Annotated in this window: 17 protein-coding genes; 14 read left to right on the plus strand and 3 right to left on the minus strand. The window is 74.2% G+C overall.

Annotation, left to right across the window (positions count from 1 at the left end; all coding sequences use genetic code 11):
- Nucleotides 1-88: 88 nt before the first annotated feature.
- Both ACFV5N_RS02105 and ACFV5N_RS02110 read right to left on the minus strand, forming a co-directional pair.
- The gene (locus tag ACFV5N_RS02105) at nt 89-505 is read right to left on the minus strand and encodes a CBS domain-containing protein (protein ID WP_385592782.1); all 417 of its coding nucleotides are present in this window, start codon (nt 503-505) and stop codon (nt 89-91) included.
- A gap of 187 nt (nt 506-692) precedes the next feature.
- Nucleotides 693-1,043, minus strand: a complete 351-nt coding sequence (locus tag ACFV5N_RS02110) for a hypothetical protein (protein ID WP_385592785.1) — start codon at nt 1,041-1,043, stop codon at nt 693-695.
- A 703-nt stretch (nt 1,044-1,746) separates the two neighbouring features.
- Here ACFV5N_RS02110 and ACFV5N_RS02115 point away from each other — a divergent pair.
- The 12 genes from ACFV5N_RS02115 to ACFV5N_RS02170 all read left to right on the plus strand — a co-directional run bounded on the left by ACFV5N_RS02115 (nt 1,747) and on the right by ACFV5N_RS02170 (nt 12,821).
- Nucleotides 1,747-3,315, plus strand: a complete 1,569-nt coding sequence (locus ACFV5N_RS02115) for a helix-turn-helix domain-containing protein (RefSeq protein ID WP_385592787.1) — start codon at nt 1,747-1,749, stop codon at nt 3,313-3,315.
- Nucleotides 3,315-3,911: a transcriptional regulator gene (locus tag ACFV5N_RS02120; protein WP_385592790.1), complete on the plus strand. Its 597-nt coding sequence runs from the start codon at nt 3,315-3,317 to the stop codon at nt 3,909-3,911. The genes ACFV5N_RS02115 and ACFV5N_RS02120 overlap by 1 nt, the downstream gene beginning before the upstream one ends.
- Before the next feature lie 178 nt (nt 3,912-4,089).
- On the plus strand, nt 4,090-4,929 hold the full coding sequence (locus ACFV5N_RS02125; RefSeq protein WP_385592793.1) for an alpha/beta fold hydrolase: 840 nt from the start codon (nt 4,090-4,092) through the stop codon (nt 4,927-4,929).
- A 22-nt stretch (nt 4,930-4,951) separates the two neighbouring features.
- Nucleotides 4,952-5,485: a TetR/AcrR family transcriptional regulator gene (locus tag ACFV5N_RS02130; RefSeq protein WP_385592877.1), complete on the plus strand. Its 534-nt coding sequence runs from the start codon at nt 4,952-4,954 to the stop codon at nt 5,483-5,485.
- Between the two features lie 239 nt (nt 5,486-5,724).
- Nucleotides 5,725-6,396 (plus strand): HEAT repeat domain-containing protein, encoded by a 672-nt coding sequence (locus tag ACFV5N_RS02135; protein ID WP_385592796.1) that lies wholly within the window; start codon nt 5,725-5,727, stop codon nt 6,394-6,396.
- A gap of 3 nt (nt 6,397-6,399) precedes the next feature.
- Nucleotides 6,400-7,404 (plus strand): MerR family transcriptional regulator, encoded by a 1,005-nt coding sequence (locus ACFV5N_RS02140; protein WP_385592798.1) that lies wholly within the window; start codon nt 6,400-6,402, stop codon nt 7,402-7,404.
- Between the two features lie 342 nt (nt 7,405-7,746).
- Complete coding sequence (locus tag ACFV5N_RS02145; protein WP_385592801.1) at nt 7,747-8,970, plus strand: MFS transporter; 1,224 nt, start codon at nt 7,747-7,749, stop codon at nt 8,968-8,970.
- 67 nt (nt 8,971-9,037) lie between these two features.
- Nucleotides 9,038-9,283: an FAD-dependent oxidoreductase gene (locus tag ACFV5N_RS02150; protein WP_385592878.1), complete on the plus strand. Its 246-nt coding sequence runs from the start codon at nt 9,038-9,040 to the stop codon at nt 9,281-9,283.
- A gap of 71 nt (nt 9,284-9,354) precedes the next feature.
- Entirely contained in the window at nt 9,355-9,558 is a 204-nt protein-coding gene (locus tag ACFV5N_RS02155; RefSeq protein ID WP_385592804.1) for a hypothetical protein, read from the plus strand.
- Entirely contained in the window at nt 9,555-9,836 is a 282-nt protein-coding gene (locus ACFV5N_RS02160; protein WP_385592807.1) for a hypothetical protein, read from the plus strand. The genes ACFV5N_RS02155 and ACFV5N_RS02160 overlap by 4 nt, the downstream gene beginning before the upstream one ends.
- A gap of 253 nt (nt 9,837-10,089) precedes the next feature.
- Nucleotides 10,090-10,635 (plus strand): TetR/AcrR family transcriptional regulator, encoded by a 546-nt coding sequence (locus ACFV5N_RS02165; RefSeq protein ID WP_385592809.1) that lies wholly within the window; start codon nt 10,090-10,092, stop codon nt 10,633-10,635.
- Between the two features lie 26 nt (nt 10,636-10,661).
- Nucleotides 10,662-12,821, plus strand: a complete 2,160-nt coding sequence (locus tag ACFV5N_RS02170; RefSeq protein WP_385592811.1) for an MMPL family transporter — start codon at nt 10,662-10,664, stop codon at nt 12,819-12,821.
- Nucleotides 12,822-12,911: 90 nt separating this feature from the next.
- Here ACFV5N_RS02170 and ACFV5N_RS02175 read toward each other — a convergent pair whose 3' ends face one another.
- A complete protein-coding gene (locus ACFV5N_RS02175; RefSeq protein WP_385592814.1) occupies nt 12,912-13,595 on the minus strand; it encodes a hypothetical protein in 684 nt (227 codons plus the stop codon).
- A 203-nt stretch (nt 13,596-13,798) separates the two neighbouring features.
- Between ACFV5N_RS02175 and ACFV5N_RS02180 the strand changes: the two genes are divergently transcribed.
- Both ACFV5N_RS02180 and ACFV5N_RS02185 read left to right on the plus strand, forming a co-directional pair.
- The gene (locus ACFV5N_RS02180) at nt 13,799-16,264 is read left to right on the plus strand and encodes a molybdopterin oxidoreductase family protein (RefSeq protein ID WP_385592817.1); all 2,466 of its coding nucleotides are present in this window, start codon (nt 13,799-13,801) and stop codon (nt 16,262-16,264) included.
- Nucleotides 16,261-16,752 (plus strand): hypothetical protein, encoded by a 492-nt coding sequence (locus tag ACFV5N_RS02185; protein WP_385592820.1) that lies wholly within the window; start codon nt 16,261-16,263, stop codon nt 16,750-16,752. Before ACFV5N_RS02180 ends, ACFV5N_RS02185 begins: the two co-directional genes overlap by 4 nt.
- Nucleotides 16,753-16,779 lie beyond the last annotated feature (27 nt).

Below are 16,779 nucleotides of genomic sequence, written 5' to 3' on the forward strand. Positions count from 1 at the left end.
CGCGGGGGGGCGGCCCCGCCCCGGGGGGGGGTACGGGCCCGGCTCCCCCCGCACGGGGCCGTCATCCGGGTCGCCGCCCGGCCGGTGCTCAGGGCGTGGAGGACAACGCCGCGACGAGCTTGCCGACCTTCGGGTCGGGCAGTGCGCGGGCGACATCGGCCTGAGCCAGGACGCCGACGAGCCGTCCGTCGTCCATGACGGGGAGCCGGCGCACCCCGTGCTCGGTCATCGTCGTCAGTACCTCGTCCACGTCGTCGTCGGCCTGGACCGTCACGACCTCGCCCTGGGCGAGGTCGCCCGCCGTGACGGCCGAGGGGTCATCTCCCTGGCCGATCACGCCGATGACGATGTCCCGGTCGGTGATCATGCCGCGGAGCTGGTTGCCCCGGAAGACCGGCAGGGCTCCCACCCCCTGCTCACGCATGGTGGCGGCCGTGATCAGGACGGAGTCGTCGCTGTCGGCGCATACCGGATCGGGCGTCATGATGTCGCGTGCGGTGGTCATGCCATCTCCCTGTCGTTGCGTGTGCGCGTACGGTGGCGGGCGGCTTCCCCGGCCGGGAGCCGGCCCGGGCACGCCGTCCCGCGCGATACCGATGCGGCGGCCGTGCCGCGTACCCCGCCCCGTCGGCGGCGAATCACCCTGCCGGGCAGCGGCACGCGGCACTCCTTCCACCGGCCTGGCGCGGCCGTCAGGTTCCCGGGCCCTGCCGGTACCCCTCGCCGGGCTGCCGCGGGTTCCCGTGCGGCGGGTGGTGCTGCGGGGGCGCGGCGGTGGCCGGGTCCACGGGGGAACCGTGGCGCGAGCCGGACGCGGCGTCCGACGGCTCGTTCTCGCCCCCGGCGGCGGGCTCGGCGCCCGAGGCGAGTTCCTCCAGCCGCGCCGTCAGCACCTGACGGACAGCCGGCCGGTCGGCGTGACTCTCCTCGTGGCGCAGGAGCGTGCGCACCCCCTCGCTGTCCAGGCTGCGGATCCGGTGGGAGAGGGACCCCGCGGGCTGCTGGTCCCAGTCCGGGATCGGCAGGTCTTCGCCGGCGCTCATCTGCTCGCTCCTTTCGTCGGCTGCGAACCAGCGGTGCTGCGGCTGCGCGGCGTGCCGTTCCGTCCGGCGGCGACCGCGAGCCGTACACCGCGGTAGTCCGTCGGCTTGCCACCTGTGCCGGTTTCCAAACGTGACGGCCGGGCAGGACGGAATGCCGGATTCCGGAGACGAGGAAAGGGAACCATCCGCGCCGGAGGGCACGGGACGCTCCGTACGCGCGGCGCTGCGCGGCGGCACCCAGGGGCTGCACGCGGCGACGCGGCGACGTGACGACCGGTCCAGCACCCCGGCCGGGCCGGGGACCGGCCGCCTGCCACCGCGTCCGCTGGGCCTTCCCCGCGCTGTCCGGGCAGCACCGGCGGGGTCCGCCGGACGTACGCCCGACGCGAGGGCGACCGCCCGGCGCCGCTGCGCCACGCCCGTCGATGACCGACGCGCCCCGTGATCACTCCGCGACCGCACTCGGTATGCTGCCCGGGCACAGGAAAAGGACCGGACATCGTGGCGGCGGCAGCCCCCGGGCGACCACGGCGGGTACGCCACCGGCGTCCCCCCGCCCCGCCGGTCGCGGGCGGCCGGTCGGACCGGACACCGCGCCCGGCAGGCGGCGACGCAGCCGGGATTCCGCGGCCTCACCAGCTGGGGGCCGCACCGTGGCGCCACCGTCCTCGGCGGTGCGCGGAGCCACGAGGGGAGGAGAAGGGTGACGGAGGACCAGGACGCCCTGTTCTCGTCGGTGGACGCGCTGCTGCGGCAGGCCGACCCGCTGCCGCCCCCCGGGGAACGGCTGCGGTTGCGCGAGGCCGGCGGCCTGGCCCGTACCGCGGTGGCCGGTGCGCTGGGCGTCTCCGCGCAGACGGTGGCCGCGTGGGAGTCGGGAACCCGCGACCCGCAGGGCGAACGCCGCGCCGGCTACGCCCGGCTGCTGGCCGGCCTGGCGGAGCGCTACCCGGCACCGCCCCCGTCCCCCTCCACACCCCCGGCGCCGGACACCGGCGACGCCACCGCTGCTCCCGCTCCCGCCCCGCGCCCCGCAGCGGGCGTCCCCGAGCAGCCCGCGCCCGCCGAACCGGCCCCGGACGACCGGCGCGACACCGTCGAGGCCGTGGCGTTCGAACCCGACCGGGACCGTGCCGGGCGGCTGGTCACCGGCCCGCCGGAGCCGTGCGTGCTGTGCGGGCAGCCGGTCGGCCACCGCGCCGCCGGACGTCCTCAGCACTGCAACGCCACCTGCGCACCCGGTCTCGTGCTCCAGCCCGCCCCGGCCACGCCCCGGCCCCAGGCGCCCCCGCCCTCCGGCGCGCGGCCCGCCCGTCCCGCGCCCGTGCGGGAGGAGACCACCGGCACGATCGCGCGGAACGTGGCGGCGGCGCTGGAGGACAACGGCGGGGACGTCGACGCCGCCCTCGCCGCCCTGGTGAAGCGCGCCATCCCGGACGCCATGGCGCTGCTGAACTCCACGCGGGTGGGCAGCACCTACGACTTCACCAACTACCTCTCCACCGACGACATCCCGATCCTGAAGAAGCCGGGCCGCAACGACCCGGACCTGATCTGGGAAGGGCGTCCCAAGTGGCGCAACACCCGGGTGGAGAAAGGGCCGGCCCGGACCGTCACCGCGCTGGACGCCAACGGCGCCTACCTGTCGGCCCTCAAGACGCACCTGCCGATCGGGACGCTGCGCCACGCGGCGACGGGGGAGTACGACCGCAAGCGCTCCGGCCTCTATCTGATCACCCCGCCCGTCTGGGAGCACGACGACCTGCCCAGCCCGCTGGGGAACCGGGAGGAACCCGGGCCGCTGTGGGTGACCGATCCGACGCTGCGGCTGCTCATCCGGCTCTCGGGCCCCAAGTACGGGCTGTGCGCGGCCCCGGTGATCCACGAGTCGTGGACGTCCGGCAGTTCGGAGGCGCTGCTGGAGCGGTTCCGGCGGGAGATGGCCACCGCGCGGGACGCGGCGATCGAGGCCGGTGACACCGTCACCCTCGAATACGTGAAGGCGATGTACAGCAAATTCGTCTCCACCATCGGCGAATCCTCCGCCAACCGGGAGATGCGGCGCCCGGACTGGATGCACATCATCCGCTCCCAGGCCTTCGCGAACCTGTGGCTGAAAGCGTGGAAGGCGTACGGCGCCGGGCTGACCGTGGTGCGGATGATGGGCACCGACGAACTGCACCTCATCGGTGACTGGCGCCGTGTGTTCACCGAGGGCCGGAAGCTCACCGACATGAAGCTGAAGGACGAATACCGCATCGGGGGCCGCTGATGGCGGGCCGGTGGGGCACCGGGGCCACTCCGGACAGCGGGTTCGGCGTGTTCGGCGCGCGGGGGGTCGAGGGCTGGCGGGCGCTGGGCCGGGAGATGGACCGTCAGGTCACCGGCATCAAGTCGCCCGTCGGCACCCGGCGCGGGCTGGCCGCCCGGCTGCGGTACCTCACGCGCTCGGCCGCCGGACGGGAGGCGATGCGGCGGGCGGGGATCACCGTCCGGCAGCGGACGATCGACGCCTGGGTCGCCGGGACGCAGCGGCCACGCCCGGCGAACCTGGAGCGGATCGACGCCGCCTACTGGGATCTGCGCCGCCGCAATCTGGGCGTGGAGTGGGCCCGCCGCCTCGCCGTCCGCGGCACCCGGATCGAGATCCATCCGGTCGACCAGACCGATGTCCGCACCGGCCGCGACCGCGACCTGGCGGTGCGGCGGGTCACGGTGCGGGGGCACCGGATCTGGGACGACATCATCGCGGCGTGGATCGCCGGCGACCACGAGATGCTCGACATCGTCTGGGACGAGATCATCACCGACCTCGGCTCCGACTACGACTCCTACAGCTACGTCAGCTCCGTCGGCTTCGGCCTCTGACCCCCGCGTTCCCCCCGTTCCCCGCAGCACCGCCGCCCGTCCCACGGCCGGCGGTGCTGTCCTTTCCGCCCCCGTCCCGCCGCGCCGACCCCGGCTGCCCTGCCCACCACGGCCCCTTGACGCGAGCCAGCTAATCGCATTAGCTTATGGCTAACGTCATTAACCAACCGGGGAGACCATGACCGAATATCTCGCCGTCGACGGCGGCACCCTCGCCTACGACGTGACGGGCTCCGGCCCGCTCGTCGTCCTCGCGCACGGCATGGGCGACAGCCGCGCCGCCTACCGCGCGGTGGTCCCGCGGCTGGTGGCGGCCGGCTACCGGGTCGCCGCGGTGGATCTGCGCGGCTGCGGCGCGTCCGACGCCGTCTGGCCGCAGTGGAGCCGTACCGCCATCGCCGGTGACCTGATCGCCCTGATCCGCCATCTCGGCGGCGGACCGGCGGTGCTCGTCGGCCACTCGATCTCCGGCGGCGCCGCGACCATCGCCGCGGCCCGCGAACCCGCCCTGATCAGCGCGGTGGTCGAGTTGGCGCCGTTCACCCGCAAGCAGTCCGTCCGCCTCGGCGACCTGCGGGTGCGGCGCTTCCGGCGCGGCATGCTGCGACTGCTCGGCGCCGGTGTGTTCGGCAGCCGGACGCTGTGGCGCTCGTACCTCGACATCGCCTACCCCGGCGTCAAGCCCGCCGACTGGCACGAGCGCACCGCCCGCATCGACGCCGCGCTGCGCGAGCCGGGCCGGATGAAAGCCCTGCGGGGCATGGGCCGCACCGCCCCCACCGACGCGGGCGCGCACCTCGCCGCCGTCCGCTGCCCGGTCCTGGTCGTCATGGGCACCCACGATCCGGACTGGGCCGACCCGCACGCCGAGGGCGCGGCGATCGTCGGCGCCCTGCCGCCCGGCCTCGGACGCCTGGAGATGATCGAGGGCGCCGGACACTACCCGCACGACCAGTTCCCCGACCGAGTCGTGGCACTCGTCCTCGACTTCCTCCGCGCGGACGCCGCCCGTGCCTAGGGCAGGACTTGACCCGGCGACCGTGGTCGCGGCCGGTGCCGCCCTCGCCGACGAGGTCGGGTTCGCCCACCTCACGATGGGTCTGCTCGCCGCCCGGCTGGGTGTGCGCACCCCCTCCCTCTACAAACATGTCGGCGGCCAGGAGGACCTCAACCGGCGCATCGCGGCCCTGGCCCTGAGCGAGGCGGCGGACGCCGTCGGCAGCGCCGTCCAGGGCCGGGCCGGCCGCGACGCCCTGGCGGCGGCGGCCCGCGCCTTCCGCGGCTTCGTCCTCGCCCACCCCGGCCGGTACGCCGCCACCATCGGCGTGGAGCCGACCGGCCCGGACGACCCGATGGCCGCCGCGAGCCGCCGGCTGCTGGACGCGTTCGTGGCCGTCCTGCGCGGCTACCGGATCCGGGAAGCCGACGTGGACCACGCGCTGCGCATGCTCCGCAGTCTCTTCCACGGCTTCGCCACCCTCCAGGCGGCCGACGGCTTCCAGTGGAGCGCGGACATCGACGAGAGCTTCACCTGGCTCATCGACTTCGCCGACCGTGGCCTGCGCGCGCGGTGAGAGCTTCCGGCCCGGCCCGCCCGGGCAGGCGGTGGCCACCGAGCGGCCCCGACTGCCGGGCCGGGCCGCGCGCGAGGAGACACCCGCCGCCCGGCAGGAACGGCCGCCCCGCGCCGTCCACCGCGGGCCGCCGCAGTGGCGCGCCCCGAAACGGAGTGTTCCCCGCCCGCCTCCCGGCCGGCTCCGCTTGACCTTGACACCGTGACAAGGCCTTCACTGAACCCAGAAGGAGGCCCCCCATGACCACGCCGAAAGAAGAAACCCGGCCGGACCGCGTCCTGCGCGCGCTGGAGCACCCCAGCCCGTCCACCCGGCTCCGGGCGGCACTGGAGGCCGGAACGGCTCCGGACGACCGGTTCATCGGCCCGCTCGTCGAGCGCTGCGCCGTCGAACCCGAGTTCTCCGTCCGCGAGATGCTGACCTGGGCCCTCACCCGCCACCCGGCGTCCCGGACGGTCCCGGCGCTGGTCGGCGAGGTCCGCTCGCCGCGCCCGCGGGCCAGGAGCCAGGCCCTGCACACCCTGTCCAAGATCGGCGACCGCAGCGCCTGGCCGGCGATCACCCCAGAACTGCTGGCCGACCCGGACGACGACGTGGCCCGCAGCGCCTGGCGGGCCGCCACCGTACTCGTCCCGGCGGGTGAGGAACGCGGACTGGCCGTACTGTTGGCGACACAGCTCGGGCGCGGCCCACACGAGGTCCGGCTGAGCCTCAGCCGGGCGCTGATCGCACTCGGGGAGGCGATGCTTCCCGTACTGGGCGCCGCGACAGCCGACCCCGACCCCGGCGCGCGCGCCCACGCGCTGGCGACCGAACAGCTGTGGCGCGACCCGGAGGCCGGCTTCGCGTACGCCATCGAGGAGGCGAAGCGCGTGGTGGCCCTCGGCGGCGAGGGCCCGGAGGGACGGTAGACGGTGCTCATCGGTGAGGTCGCGCGACGGTCCGGCGTCAGCGCCCGCATGCTCCGCCACTACGAGGCGCTCGGCCTGGTGCGGCCTGCGGGACGTTCCGGCTCCGGCTACCGCGAGTACTCCGCCCAGGACATCCGGCGCATCTTCCACATCGAGAGCCTGCGCTCCCTGGGCCTGTCGCTGCGCGACGTACGGCGGGCACTGGACGACCCCGGCTTCGCGCCCGCCGGACTCGTCGACGACCTCATCCGCCAGTCCCACGAGCGCGTCGCGGCGGAGACGGAACTGCTCACGCGGCTGCGCCGGATCAACGCCGCCGAGCCCGCCGCCTGGCAGGACGTCCTGCGGACCGTCGCCCTCCTGCGGGCCCTGGGGTCACCGCACGCGGGCGCGCGGCAGAGCGCCGTCCTGTCCACCGCGGACGACGCCCCCGTGCCGCTGGACGCTCTGGTCGAGGCCGTACAGAACGAGTCCGACCCGCATGTCGCCGGAGCCCTGCGCTGGGCGCTGGCCCGGGCGGGCGAGGACGGCACCGGACCGCTGGCGGCCGGCCTGCGCTCGCCCGACGCCCAGGTGCGCGTACGGGCCGTGCGCGCCCTCGTCGAGATCCCCGGCGACGCCGCGACCGCCCTGCTGCGGGAGGCTCATGCCGGGCCCGACCTCGCGGTCCGCCGCCACGCGGCGCGGGAACTCGGCGCGCGCGGAGTGACCGACGCGATCCCGACCCTGTGGGACATGGTCGTCGAAGGGGACCACGACACCGACGCCGCCGACGCGCTGAGCGCCCTGGCGGCCGACCCGGCGGTGGCGGACCGGATCACCGCCGGACTCACCGACCGCCTCGCCCGGAACGCCGGCGGGCCACCGGGACGCCGCCGCCTCACCCAGGCGCTCGCGGACATCCCGGGCGCCCCGGCAGCGCGCGCCCTGGCCCGCCTGGCCCGGGACGAGGACCGCGCGGTGGCGCTGACCGCGACCTACCTGCTCCGGCTGCGGGCCGCACGCTAGCCCGCGCCCCGGGCGGCCCCGCGGCATCACCGCCCGACGCGGCAGCGCGGCAGCCCGGCGGGACGGTCACGGGGCGGGCGGGCGGCTTCCCGGGCGGCGTTCCAAGACCTCGGGGCAGCGCCCCGTACCGGAGGTGCGGACACCCCGGCTCCGGCCTCCGCACCGTCCGGTAAGCTGATGATCACCGATCAGACCCAACTCTGCCTGACGCAGAGCTGGCGCGACCGTATGGCGGCCGGACGCTCCCCTCGACGGGTTCCGGTATCTACCGCAGTCCAGCGCAAGAGGACAGCTCTCGGCGTTGCCACGCGCGCGCTACCAGGCCGTAGAAAGGCAAGGGCCGTGGTAGCCACGGTCGCACAGAAGTCGACATCTCCCCGCCCCGGATACGGACAGCTCCTGCGCACCCCCCGTGCCTGGACCTTCCTGCTCCCGGGCTTCGCCGCACGCCAGCCGTTCGGCATGCTCACCCTCTCCATCGTGCTGCTCGTCCAGCACACCACCGGCTCCTACGGCGCCGCCGGGGCCGTCGCCGCCACCACCGGCATCTCCATGGCCGTGAGCGCGCCCCTCGCCGGCCGGCTCACCGACCGCCACGGCCAGCGCGCGGTCCTGGTGCCCGTCACCCTCCTGCACACGCTGTCCGGCCTGACCCTCACCGCGCTCGCCCTCGCCCACGCCCCCCTGTGGACCCTGTTCGCGGTGGCCGTGCCGACCGGCGCCACGGTGCCGCAGATCGGCCCCATGGTGCGCGCCCGCTGGAGCGCCACGCTCAAGAAGTCACCGCTGATGTCCACCGCGGCGGCGTTCGAGTCCGTCACCGACGAGTTCACGTTCGTCGTCGGCCCGCTGCTCGCCACCGCCCTGTGCACCGGCGTGACCCCCGCCGCCGGCCTCGTCGCCGAAGCCTCGCTCACCCTGGTCGGCGGACTGCTGTTCGCGGCGCAACGGCGCTCGCAGCCCCCGGTGACCGGCACGGTACGGAGCCGGGCGCGGCACGAGAGCGCCATCCGGGTCCCCGGCGTCCAGGTGCTGATCGTCGCCTTCTTCGGCATCGGGACCGTGTTCGGCGGCATGCAGGTCTCCCTGGCGGCCTTCACCGAGTCCATCGGCCGGCCCGGCCTCAACGGTGTCCTGTACGGCATCTTCGCCGGGGGCAACATGCTCTCCGGCATCGTGTGCGGCGCGATCGCCTGGCGGTCCGCCCCGCACCACCGGCTGCTCGGCGGCTACACGGCGCTGGCGCTGGCGGCTTCCCTGCTGTGGACCTCCGACTCCGTCCTCGCCCTGGCCGGCCTCGGGCTCCTGGTCGGCGTGTGCATCGCGCCCGCGCTGATCACCGGCTACACCCTGGTCGGCGACATGGTCTCCAGCGGCGCACGGACCGAGGCCTTCACCTGGCTCACCGGAGCGGTCGCGCTCGGCCAGGCGATCGCGGTCACCGCGGCCGGCCAACTGGAGGACGCGTTCCGGGCCGGCGCCGGGTTCCTGGTGCCGATGGCCGGCACGCTGCTCGCCGTGCTCACCCTGGCGGCGTTGCGGTCCCGGCTCACCGTGCGGAACTGACCGCGCGCCCCGGCGGTAGGCTCGCCCGCAACACGACGCGGAGGGCGGAGCGGTGGTGCGGGTCGCGGTGATCGGCGGCGGAATCAGCGGGCTGGCTACGGCCCTTCTGCTCGGCCGGCGGGGCCACCCGGTCACCGTGTTCGAGCAGAACGGCCGCCGATCACCGCGACCCCGGTGCTCAAGCGCCGCAGCACAGGGGGAGGTCACCGCGCACCGCGCCGCACTGGACCACGAACCCGGCCGGCACCACGCCCCCGGCGCACCGTCGCCGTACGACAGAAGACGTCCGTTCGGGGTTCTCCGCAGCGGGTAGTCGCTAGGCTGGGACGTGCACCGGGCGGAGGGAGCGCGCAGATGGACACTGGCGGCGGACCGGAGCCGAGCGTGGCCGACGTGATCGCCATGCAGGACCCCGGCGATCGCGATGCCTGCCGGGCCGAACTCGACGCGGCGACACCGGCCACTTTCCCGAAGGTCTACCGCCGGTGGTGGGCGTACGGGCTGCTCGCCCAGCGCGACGGGCGGGTCGAGCAGTACGTTCAGGCCCACCGGGGTGGCGGCGACTGGCGCGAGATCAGCGCCGCGTGACCGCTCGCTGGGACATCTACACCGACCCGGAACTCGAACGACGCCTCGCGAAGGAAAGCGGCCCGGCCTGGGCGGCGCTGGGCGCCCTGATCACCGAACTGGAGTGGCGCGCCGAACACATCGGGCGGCCCCTGGGCTATCCGTGGCCGCAGGAGATCCGCCGCGCGCCCGTCGAGGACGACGACACGGTGTACGGCGCCATCGAGTACGTCCTGGAATCCCGCACGCGCCGCATCGCCCGCATTCTCGACGTCCGCTGGCTCCCCACCCTGCCCTGAGCCGCCCCCGGCGTCGGCAAGCGGCTCCCCGGCGCCCGCAGCCACCCGGCCCGCCGGTGCTCGTGGTCAGCGGGAAGGCGGTGCCGGTCAGTTCCTCGTGCCGTCCCCTTCGCCACGGCGCGGGGGATCGCGGCCCCCGTGAACGGCGATCCGCCGGTGACCCCCTTCCCTCCCCTCCCGCCGTGGCGCACCTCACACCCCTTCCCTGTCCGATCGGTCAGCCCTGACCGATCGGACAGTTATCGTGGAGGACATGGCCCGACCCGCTACCGCACTGCGCGGTCACATCCTGGAATCGGCGCTGCGCCTCTTCGCGGCGAACGGCTTCCGCGGCACCTCCCTCCAGGACATCGCCTCCGACGCCGGCTGCTCCAAGGCATCGCTCCTCTACCACTTCGCCAGCAAGGACGACCTCCTCGTCGAACTGCTGACCCCGACGGCCGAGGAGATCACCGCACTGCTGGCCCGTCTCGGCGCACTGGAGGGCCCGGACCTGGTCGACGCGGCGGTGACCGGCTACGTGGACATCGCCCTGCGCTTCCGCCGGCAGATGCGGCTCCTCTTCGCGGAGATCGAACGGACCAGTTACGAACCCGTCCTCGGTGTCCCCGACCTGTCGGAGGGCCTGCTCCAGGCCCTCACCGGCCGCTCCCCGGACCCCCGCGCCCGGGTGGCCGCCTGGATGGCGGTCGGCGCCGTCTTCATCACCAGCGCCGGGGACGACGACGTCCCCCACGAGGTCCTGCGCACCGAACTGATCCTCGGCGTGCGGCGCCTCCTCCAGTACACCCCCAGCTGACAACCCTCACGGAAAGGTGCCACTCGATGGCCACCCTGCTGTACCGGCTCGGCCGGTTCTCCTTCCGCGCCCGCGGCCGCATAGCCGCGGCCTGGCTGGTCCTCCTGGCCCTGCTGGGCCTCGGAGCCGTCACACTGATGGGTCCGACGAGCGACGAGTTCTCCATGCCGGGCACCGAGTCGCAGCAGGCACTGGACGACCTCGGCCGCCAGTTCCCCGAGGCCAGCGGCGCCACCGGCACCATCGTCGTCGCCGCCCCCGAGGGCAGCGCCCTCGAACCGGCCGGCCTCGCCCCTGTCCTGCGCGAAGCGGCCGACGTCGACGGCGTCATCGCCGTCATGGACCCCTTCGAGACCGGCGCCGTCTCCCCGGACGGCCGCTACGCCCTGATCCAGCTCCAGTTCGACCGCGGCGCCGACGCGATCACCGACGCCCAGCGGTCCGCCTACGAGGCCGTGGGCGCCGAGGTCGACGACCTGCGGATCGAGCACGGCGGCGAGATCATGGGCGGCGAGGTGGAGGTCGGCTCCACCGAGGCCCTCGGCGTCCTGGTCGCCGCGGTCGTCCTCGTCATCACCTTCGGCTCGCTCGTCGCCGCCGGTATGACCCTCCTCAACGCGCTGATCGGCGTCGGCATCGGCATGGCCGGCCTCTACTCCCTCACCAGCGTGATCGACCTGACCTCCACCGCGCCGATCCTGGCCCTCATGCTGGGCCTGGCCGTGGGCATCGACTACTCGCTGTTCATCACCTCCCGCTACCGCCAGTACCTCGCGGACGGCATCGACCCCGAGGAGGCCGCGGGCCGCGCCACCGGCACCGCCGGATCCGCCGTCGTCTTCGCCGGCGCGACCGTCGTCATCGCCCTCGCCGGACTCTCCGTCGTCGGCATCCCGTTCCTCACCCTCATGGGCCTGGCCGCCGCCGGCACCGTCGCCATCGCCGTCCTGGTCGCCCTCACCCTGCTGCCGGCCTTCCTCTCCTTCGCCGGAGCCAGGGTCCTGCCCCGCAAGCAGCGCGCCACCGGCGGCACCGCCCCCGCCACCGAAGGGTTCGGCTTCACCTGGGGCCGGCTCGTCACCGGCAAGCTGCGGCTGCCGATCCTGATCCTCGCCACCGCCGGACTCGTCGCCCTCACCCTCCCCGCCCAGAACATGCGGCTGGCGCTGCCCGACGCCGGCACCGCCGCCGAGGGCTCGCCCGCCCGCGAGGCGTACGACCTGACCGCCGAAGGGTTCGGCGAGGGCTTCAACGGCCGGCTGATCGCCGTCGTCAACGGCACGGACCCCCAGTCCACCGGCGCCGCCGCCGAAGAAGCGGCCGCCATCATCATGGCGACCGACGGCATCCTCGCCGTCACCCCGCCGCAGCTGAACGCCGAGGGCACCACCGCCCTGCTGACCGTCATCCCCGAAGCAGGACCCACCGACACCGCCACCGAGGACGCCGTCCACACCATCCGCGACCAGGTCGGCGCCATCCAGGGCGCGGACATCGCCCTCACCGGCGTCACCGCCCTCGGCATCGACGTCTCCGAGAAGCTCGCCGACGCCATGCCCGTCTACCTGATCCTGGTGGTGGGTCTTTCCATCCTGCTGCTGATGCTGGTCTTCCGGTCCGTGCTCGTCCCCCTCAAGGCGGCCCTGGGCTTCCTCCTCACCGTGGGCGCGACCTTCGGCATCACCGTGGCGATCTTCCAGGACGGCCACCTCGCGGAACTGGTCGGCGTCGACGTCCCCGGCCCGCTCGTGAGCTTCCTGCCCATCCTGCTCATCGGCATCCTCTTCGGCCTGGCCATGGACTACGAGGTCTTCCTCGTCTCCCGCATGCGCGAGGACTTCGTGCACGGCGCCGACCCGCGGGCCGCCACCGTCAGCGGCATGGGCCACAACGCCCGCGTCGTCACCGCCGCGGCCCTCATCATGACCTCCGTCTTCGGCGGCTTCGTCTTCATGGACGACCCGATCATCAAGTCCATCGGGTTCGCCCTCGCCATCGGCGTGGTCATCGACGCCTTCGTCGTCCGCATGGCCCTGGTCCCCGCCGTGATGTCCCTCCTCGGCCGCGCCGCCTGGTGGCTGCCCGGCCCCGTGGACAAGGCCCTGCCCGACCTCGACATCGAGGGCGAGAAGCTGAACCGGCAACTCGCCGCCGAGCGGCGCAGCGAGGAGACCGTCCCCGCCTGACCCGCACCAGGCCGCCCCACCGGACGGCCCCCCGCACACGAAGGGCCCCCACCCGGGGGCCCTTCCCCGTGCGGCGGCACCGCGCCGCCCTCACAACTGGCGGCGCACCCCGGCCTCCCGCACGACCGGCTCCGTCTGGTGGCCCCAGTCACCGTCCAGCACCCCGGCCCCCGCCGCCCGCCGCCCGGTGGGCAGCACCGTACGCCGGTGCTGATCCTCCACGGCCAGCGCGAACGCCGCGTACACGGCCACCCCGGCCAGCACCAGACCGATCACCCCCGCCGTGTGCTTCCACCCCTCCGCCCCCGTCAGCTCGTACACCCCGGTCGCCGCGAACCGCACCGACGCCACCGCGATGACCCCGGCCACCACCAGCCGCCCCGAACCACCCGCCGTGACCGGCACCCACAGCGCCACCGCCGCCAGCAGCAACAGCAGACCGGCGGCCCCGCTGGTCGCACCCGGCGGCCCGGTCAGCGTGATCAGACCCAGCGCCAGCCACGTACCGGACAGCACCGCCATCCCCGTCGCCACCGCCACGTCCCGGCACAGGAAACCGAACACCGACGCCAGCGACTGCAGCGGAAACACGAACGCCAGCAGCACGAAGGCCACCGGACCGGCCTGCTCCGCGGAGATCCAGTGCACCTGCATCCCGGCCAGTACGAACGTTCCGCCGGCCAGGCCCAGAAAGCCCATCGGCAACGCACTCGCCACCGGCCGCAGATGCACCACCGTCCGGGACGCCTCCACCGGCGCCGCGCCCTCGCCCATCGGGCCCTCCTTCACCTCGCTCGTCCCCGGGCCAGCATGACGAGCCCCGCCCGGGGCCGCCCGGGTAACGCGCTGGCGTGTCCCCAACAGCACCCCATCGCCCCCCGCCACCCCGCCACTAACGTGAACCACCCCCGGTCCGGTCCCACCGGCCACCGGACCACGCAGCACCGACGGCCCCGGGCCGATCGGCGGAGGTAGTCATGCAGTCCTCGGCGGACCGAATCGCTGAACCCTGGGGCCCCCGCACCCCCTACGGACGCCACCAGCCGTGGCCCACCCGCGTGGACACCCACCTCGCCGAGGGCGTGCGCCCCGACACCGTCCAGCACTGGGTGCAGACCGCCTCCCTCCTGCACTCCGCGGGCGACGCCATGGACATCGCCGTGGCCGACGGCCGTATCGCCGGCGTACGCGGCCGGGCCGGCGACCGCGTCAACCGTGGCCGCCTCGGCCCCAAGGACCTCTTCGGCTGGCAGGCCAACGCCTCACCCGACCGGCTGACCCGCCCCCTCGTCCGCGAGGGCGACCGCCTGGTGGAGACCGACTGGGACACCGCCATGGACCGCGTCGTTGCCCGCTCCCGCGCACTGCTCACCGAACGCGGCCCCGGCTCCCTCGGCTTCTACACCACAGGACAGCTGTTCCTGGAGGAGTACTACACCCTCACCGTCCTCGCCCGGGCCGGCATCGGCACCCACCACCTCGACGGCAACACCCGGCTGTGCACCGCCACCGCGGCCGAAGCCCTCAAGGAAACCTTCGGCTCCGACGGACAGCCCGGCAGCTTCGACGACATCGACCACGCCGACGTCATCGCCCTCTTCGGCCACAACATCGCCGAGACCCAGCCCGTCCAGTGGATGCGCATCCTCGACCGGCTGGAGGGCACCGACCCGCCCCGCCTGCTGGCGGTCGACCCCCGCCCCACCCCCATCGCCCGCGCCGCCGCCGTCCACCTCGCCCCCCGCCCCGGCACCAACCTCGCCCTCCTCAACGCCCTCCTGCACGAGACCATCCGCCACCACCGCACCGACCCCGCCTACATCGAGGCCCACACCGTCGGCTACGACGAACTCGCCGCCCGCGTCGCCGACTGCACCCCCCGGTGGGCCGCCGGCATCTGCGACATCCCCGCCGCCCGCATCACCGAGGCAGCCGAACTCCTTGGCACCGCCGACCGGCTGCTGTCCACCGTGCTCCAGGGCGTCTACCAGTCCCACCAGGCCACCGCCGCCGCCGTCCAGATCAACAACCTCCACCTCATCCGCGGCATGCTCGGCAAGCCCGGCGCCGGCATCCTCCAGATGAACGGCCAGCCCACCGCCCAGAACACCCGCGAATGCGGCGCCAACGGCGACCTGCCCGGATTCCGCAACTGGCAGAACGACCGCCACGTCGCCGACCTCGCCGCCCTGTGGAACGTCGAACCCACCACCATCCCGCACTACGCGCCGCCCACCCACGCCCTGCAGATGTTCCGCTACGCCGAACAGGGCTCGATCCGCATGCTCTGGATCAGCGGCACCAACCCCGCCGTCTCCCTGCCCGAACTCGCCCGCATCCGCGCGATCCTCACCCAGCAGCGCCTCTTCGTCGTCGTCCAGGACCTGTTCCGCACCGAGACCGCCCAACTCGCCGACGTCGTCCTCCCGGCCGCCACCTGGGGCGAGAAGACCGGCACCTTCACCAACGCCGACCGCACCGTCCACCTCAGCGACCGCGCCGTCCCGCCCCCCGGCGACGCCAAGCCCGACCTCGACATCTTCCTCGACTACGCCGCCCGGATGGACTTCCGCGACAAGGACGGCGGCCCCCTCATCACCTGGCACGACCCCCAATCCGCGTTCGAGGCATGGAAGCGGTGCAGCGCCGGCCGCCCCTGCGACTACACCGGCCTCACCTACGACAAGCTGCGCGGCGGCAGCGGCATCCAGTGGCCCGTCAACGACCAGGCCCCCGACGGCACCGCCCGCCTCTACACCGACGGCATCGACTGGGCCCACCCCGACGCGTGCGAGAACTACGGCAAGGACCTGGTGACCGGAGCAGCCGTCAGCCCCGTCGAATACCGCTCCCTCAACCCGGACGGCAAAGCGATGCTCAAAGCCGCCGCCTACCTGCCCCCGCACGAGACACCCAGCCAGGAGTACCCCTTCCAGCTGACCACCGGCCGCACCCTCTACCACTTCCACACCCGCACCAAGACCGGCCGCGTCCCCCAGCTGAACCGCGCCGCCCCCGACGTGTGGGTGGAGATCTCCACCCAGGACGCCGAACGGCTCGGCCTCGCCGAAGGCGACCTCGTCGAGGTCCGCACCCCCCGCGGCGCCCTCCAGGGACGGCTGCGCCCCACCGGCCTGCGCCCCGGAGTGCTCTTCGTGCCCTTCCACTACGGCTACTGGGACACCCCGGCCGGGGCCGCCCCCGACGCCACCACACCCGGGCGGGCCGCCAACGAGACCACGATCACCGACTGGGACCCGGCCTCCAAACAGCCCCTGTTCAAAACGGCCGCCGCCGCCCTCACCCGTCTCGCCCCCGGCAACGGAGAACCCGCCCCGGCCCCCACCACCACCGCCTCCGCCCCCACCACCGCCACGGTGCCCGCCACCACCGGCGGCCCGGCGGCCCACGCCACCCAGGACACCGGGGGAGACCACCGGTGAACGGCATCAGGATCGCCCTGCGCACCCTCCACCACGGCGAACGCCACCTCCTCGGCGACCTCACCACTCTCGCCGAGCGCCACCGCACCGAGCACGAGGTCCACCACGTCGCCACCGACGTCGCCACCTGGTCCGAGGAACACCTGCGACGCCTCGCCGACACCGCCCCCCACTACGACCTCGACCTCGCCGGCCCGCCCGAGGAGTCCTCCGACGGCTTCCTCACCACCCTCAGGGAGAAGGCTTCCGAGGCGGTGGGCCGCCGCCCCGAACCCGGCCTGCTGCTCCTGCGCGACCTCCGCGACGTCCACCTGGCCGCCGCCCACAACTCCCTGCACTGGGAGATGCTCGCCCAGGCCGCACAAGCCGCCAAGGACCCCCGCCTGCTCGCCCTCGCCTCCGCCTGCCACCCGCAGACACTGCGGCAGATGCGCTGGACCAACACCATGATCAAGAACCTGTCGCCGCAGATCCTCACCAGCCTCTGACCCCGCGCCGCCCGAAAACCCGTTGCC

The organism is Streptomyces sp. NPDC059853 (assembly GCF_042731495.1).
Lineage (GTDB): Bacteria > Actinomycetota > Actinomycetes > Streptomycetales > Streptomycetaceae > Streptomyces.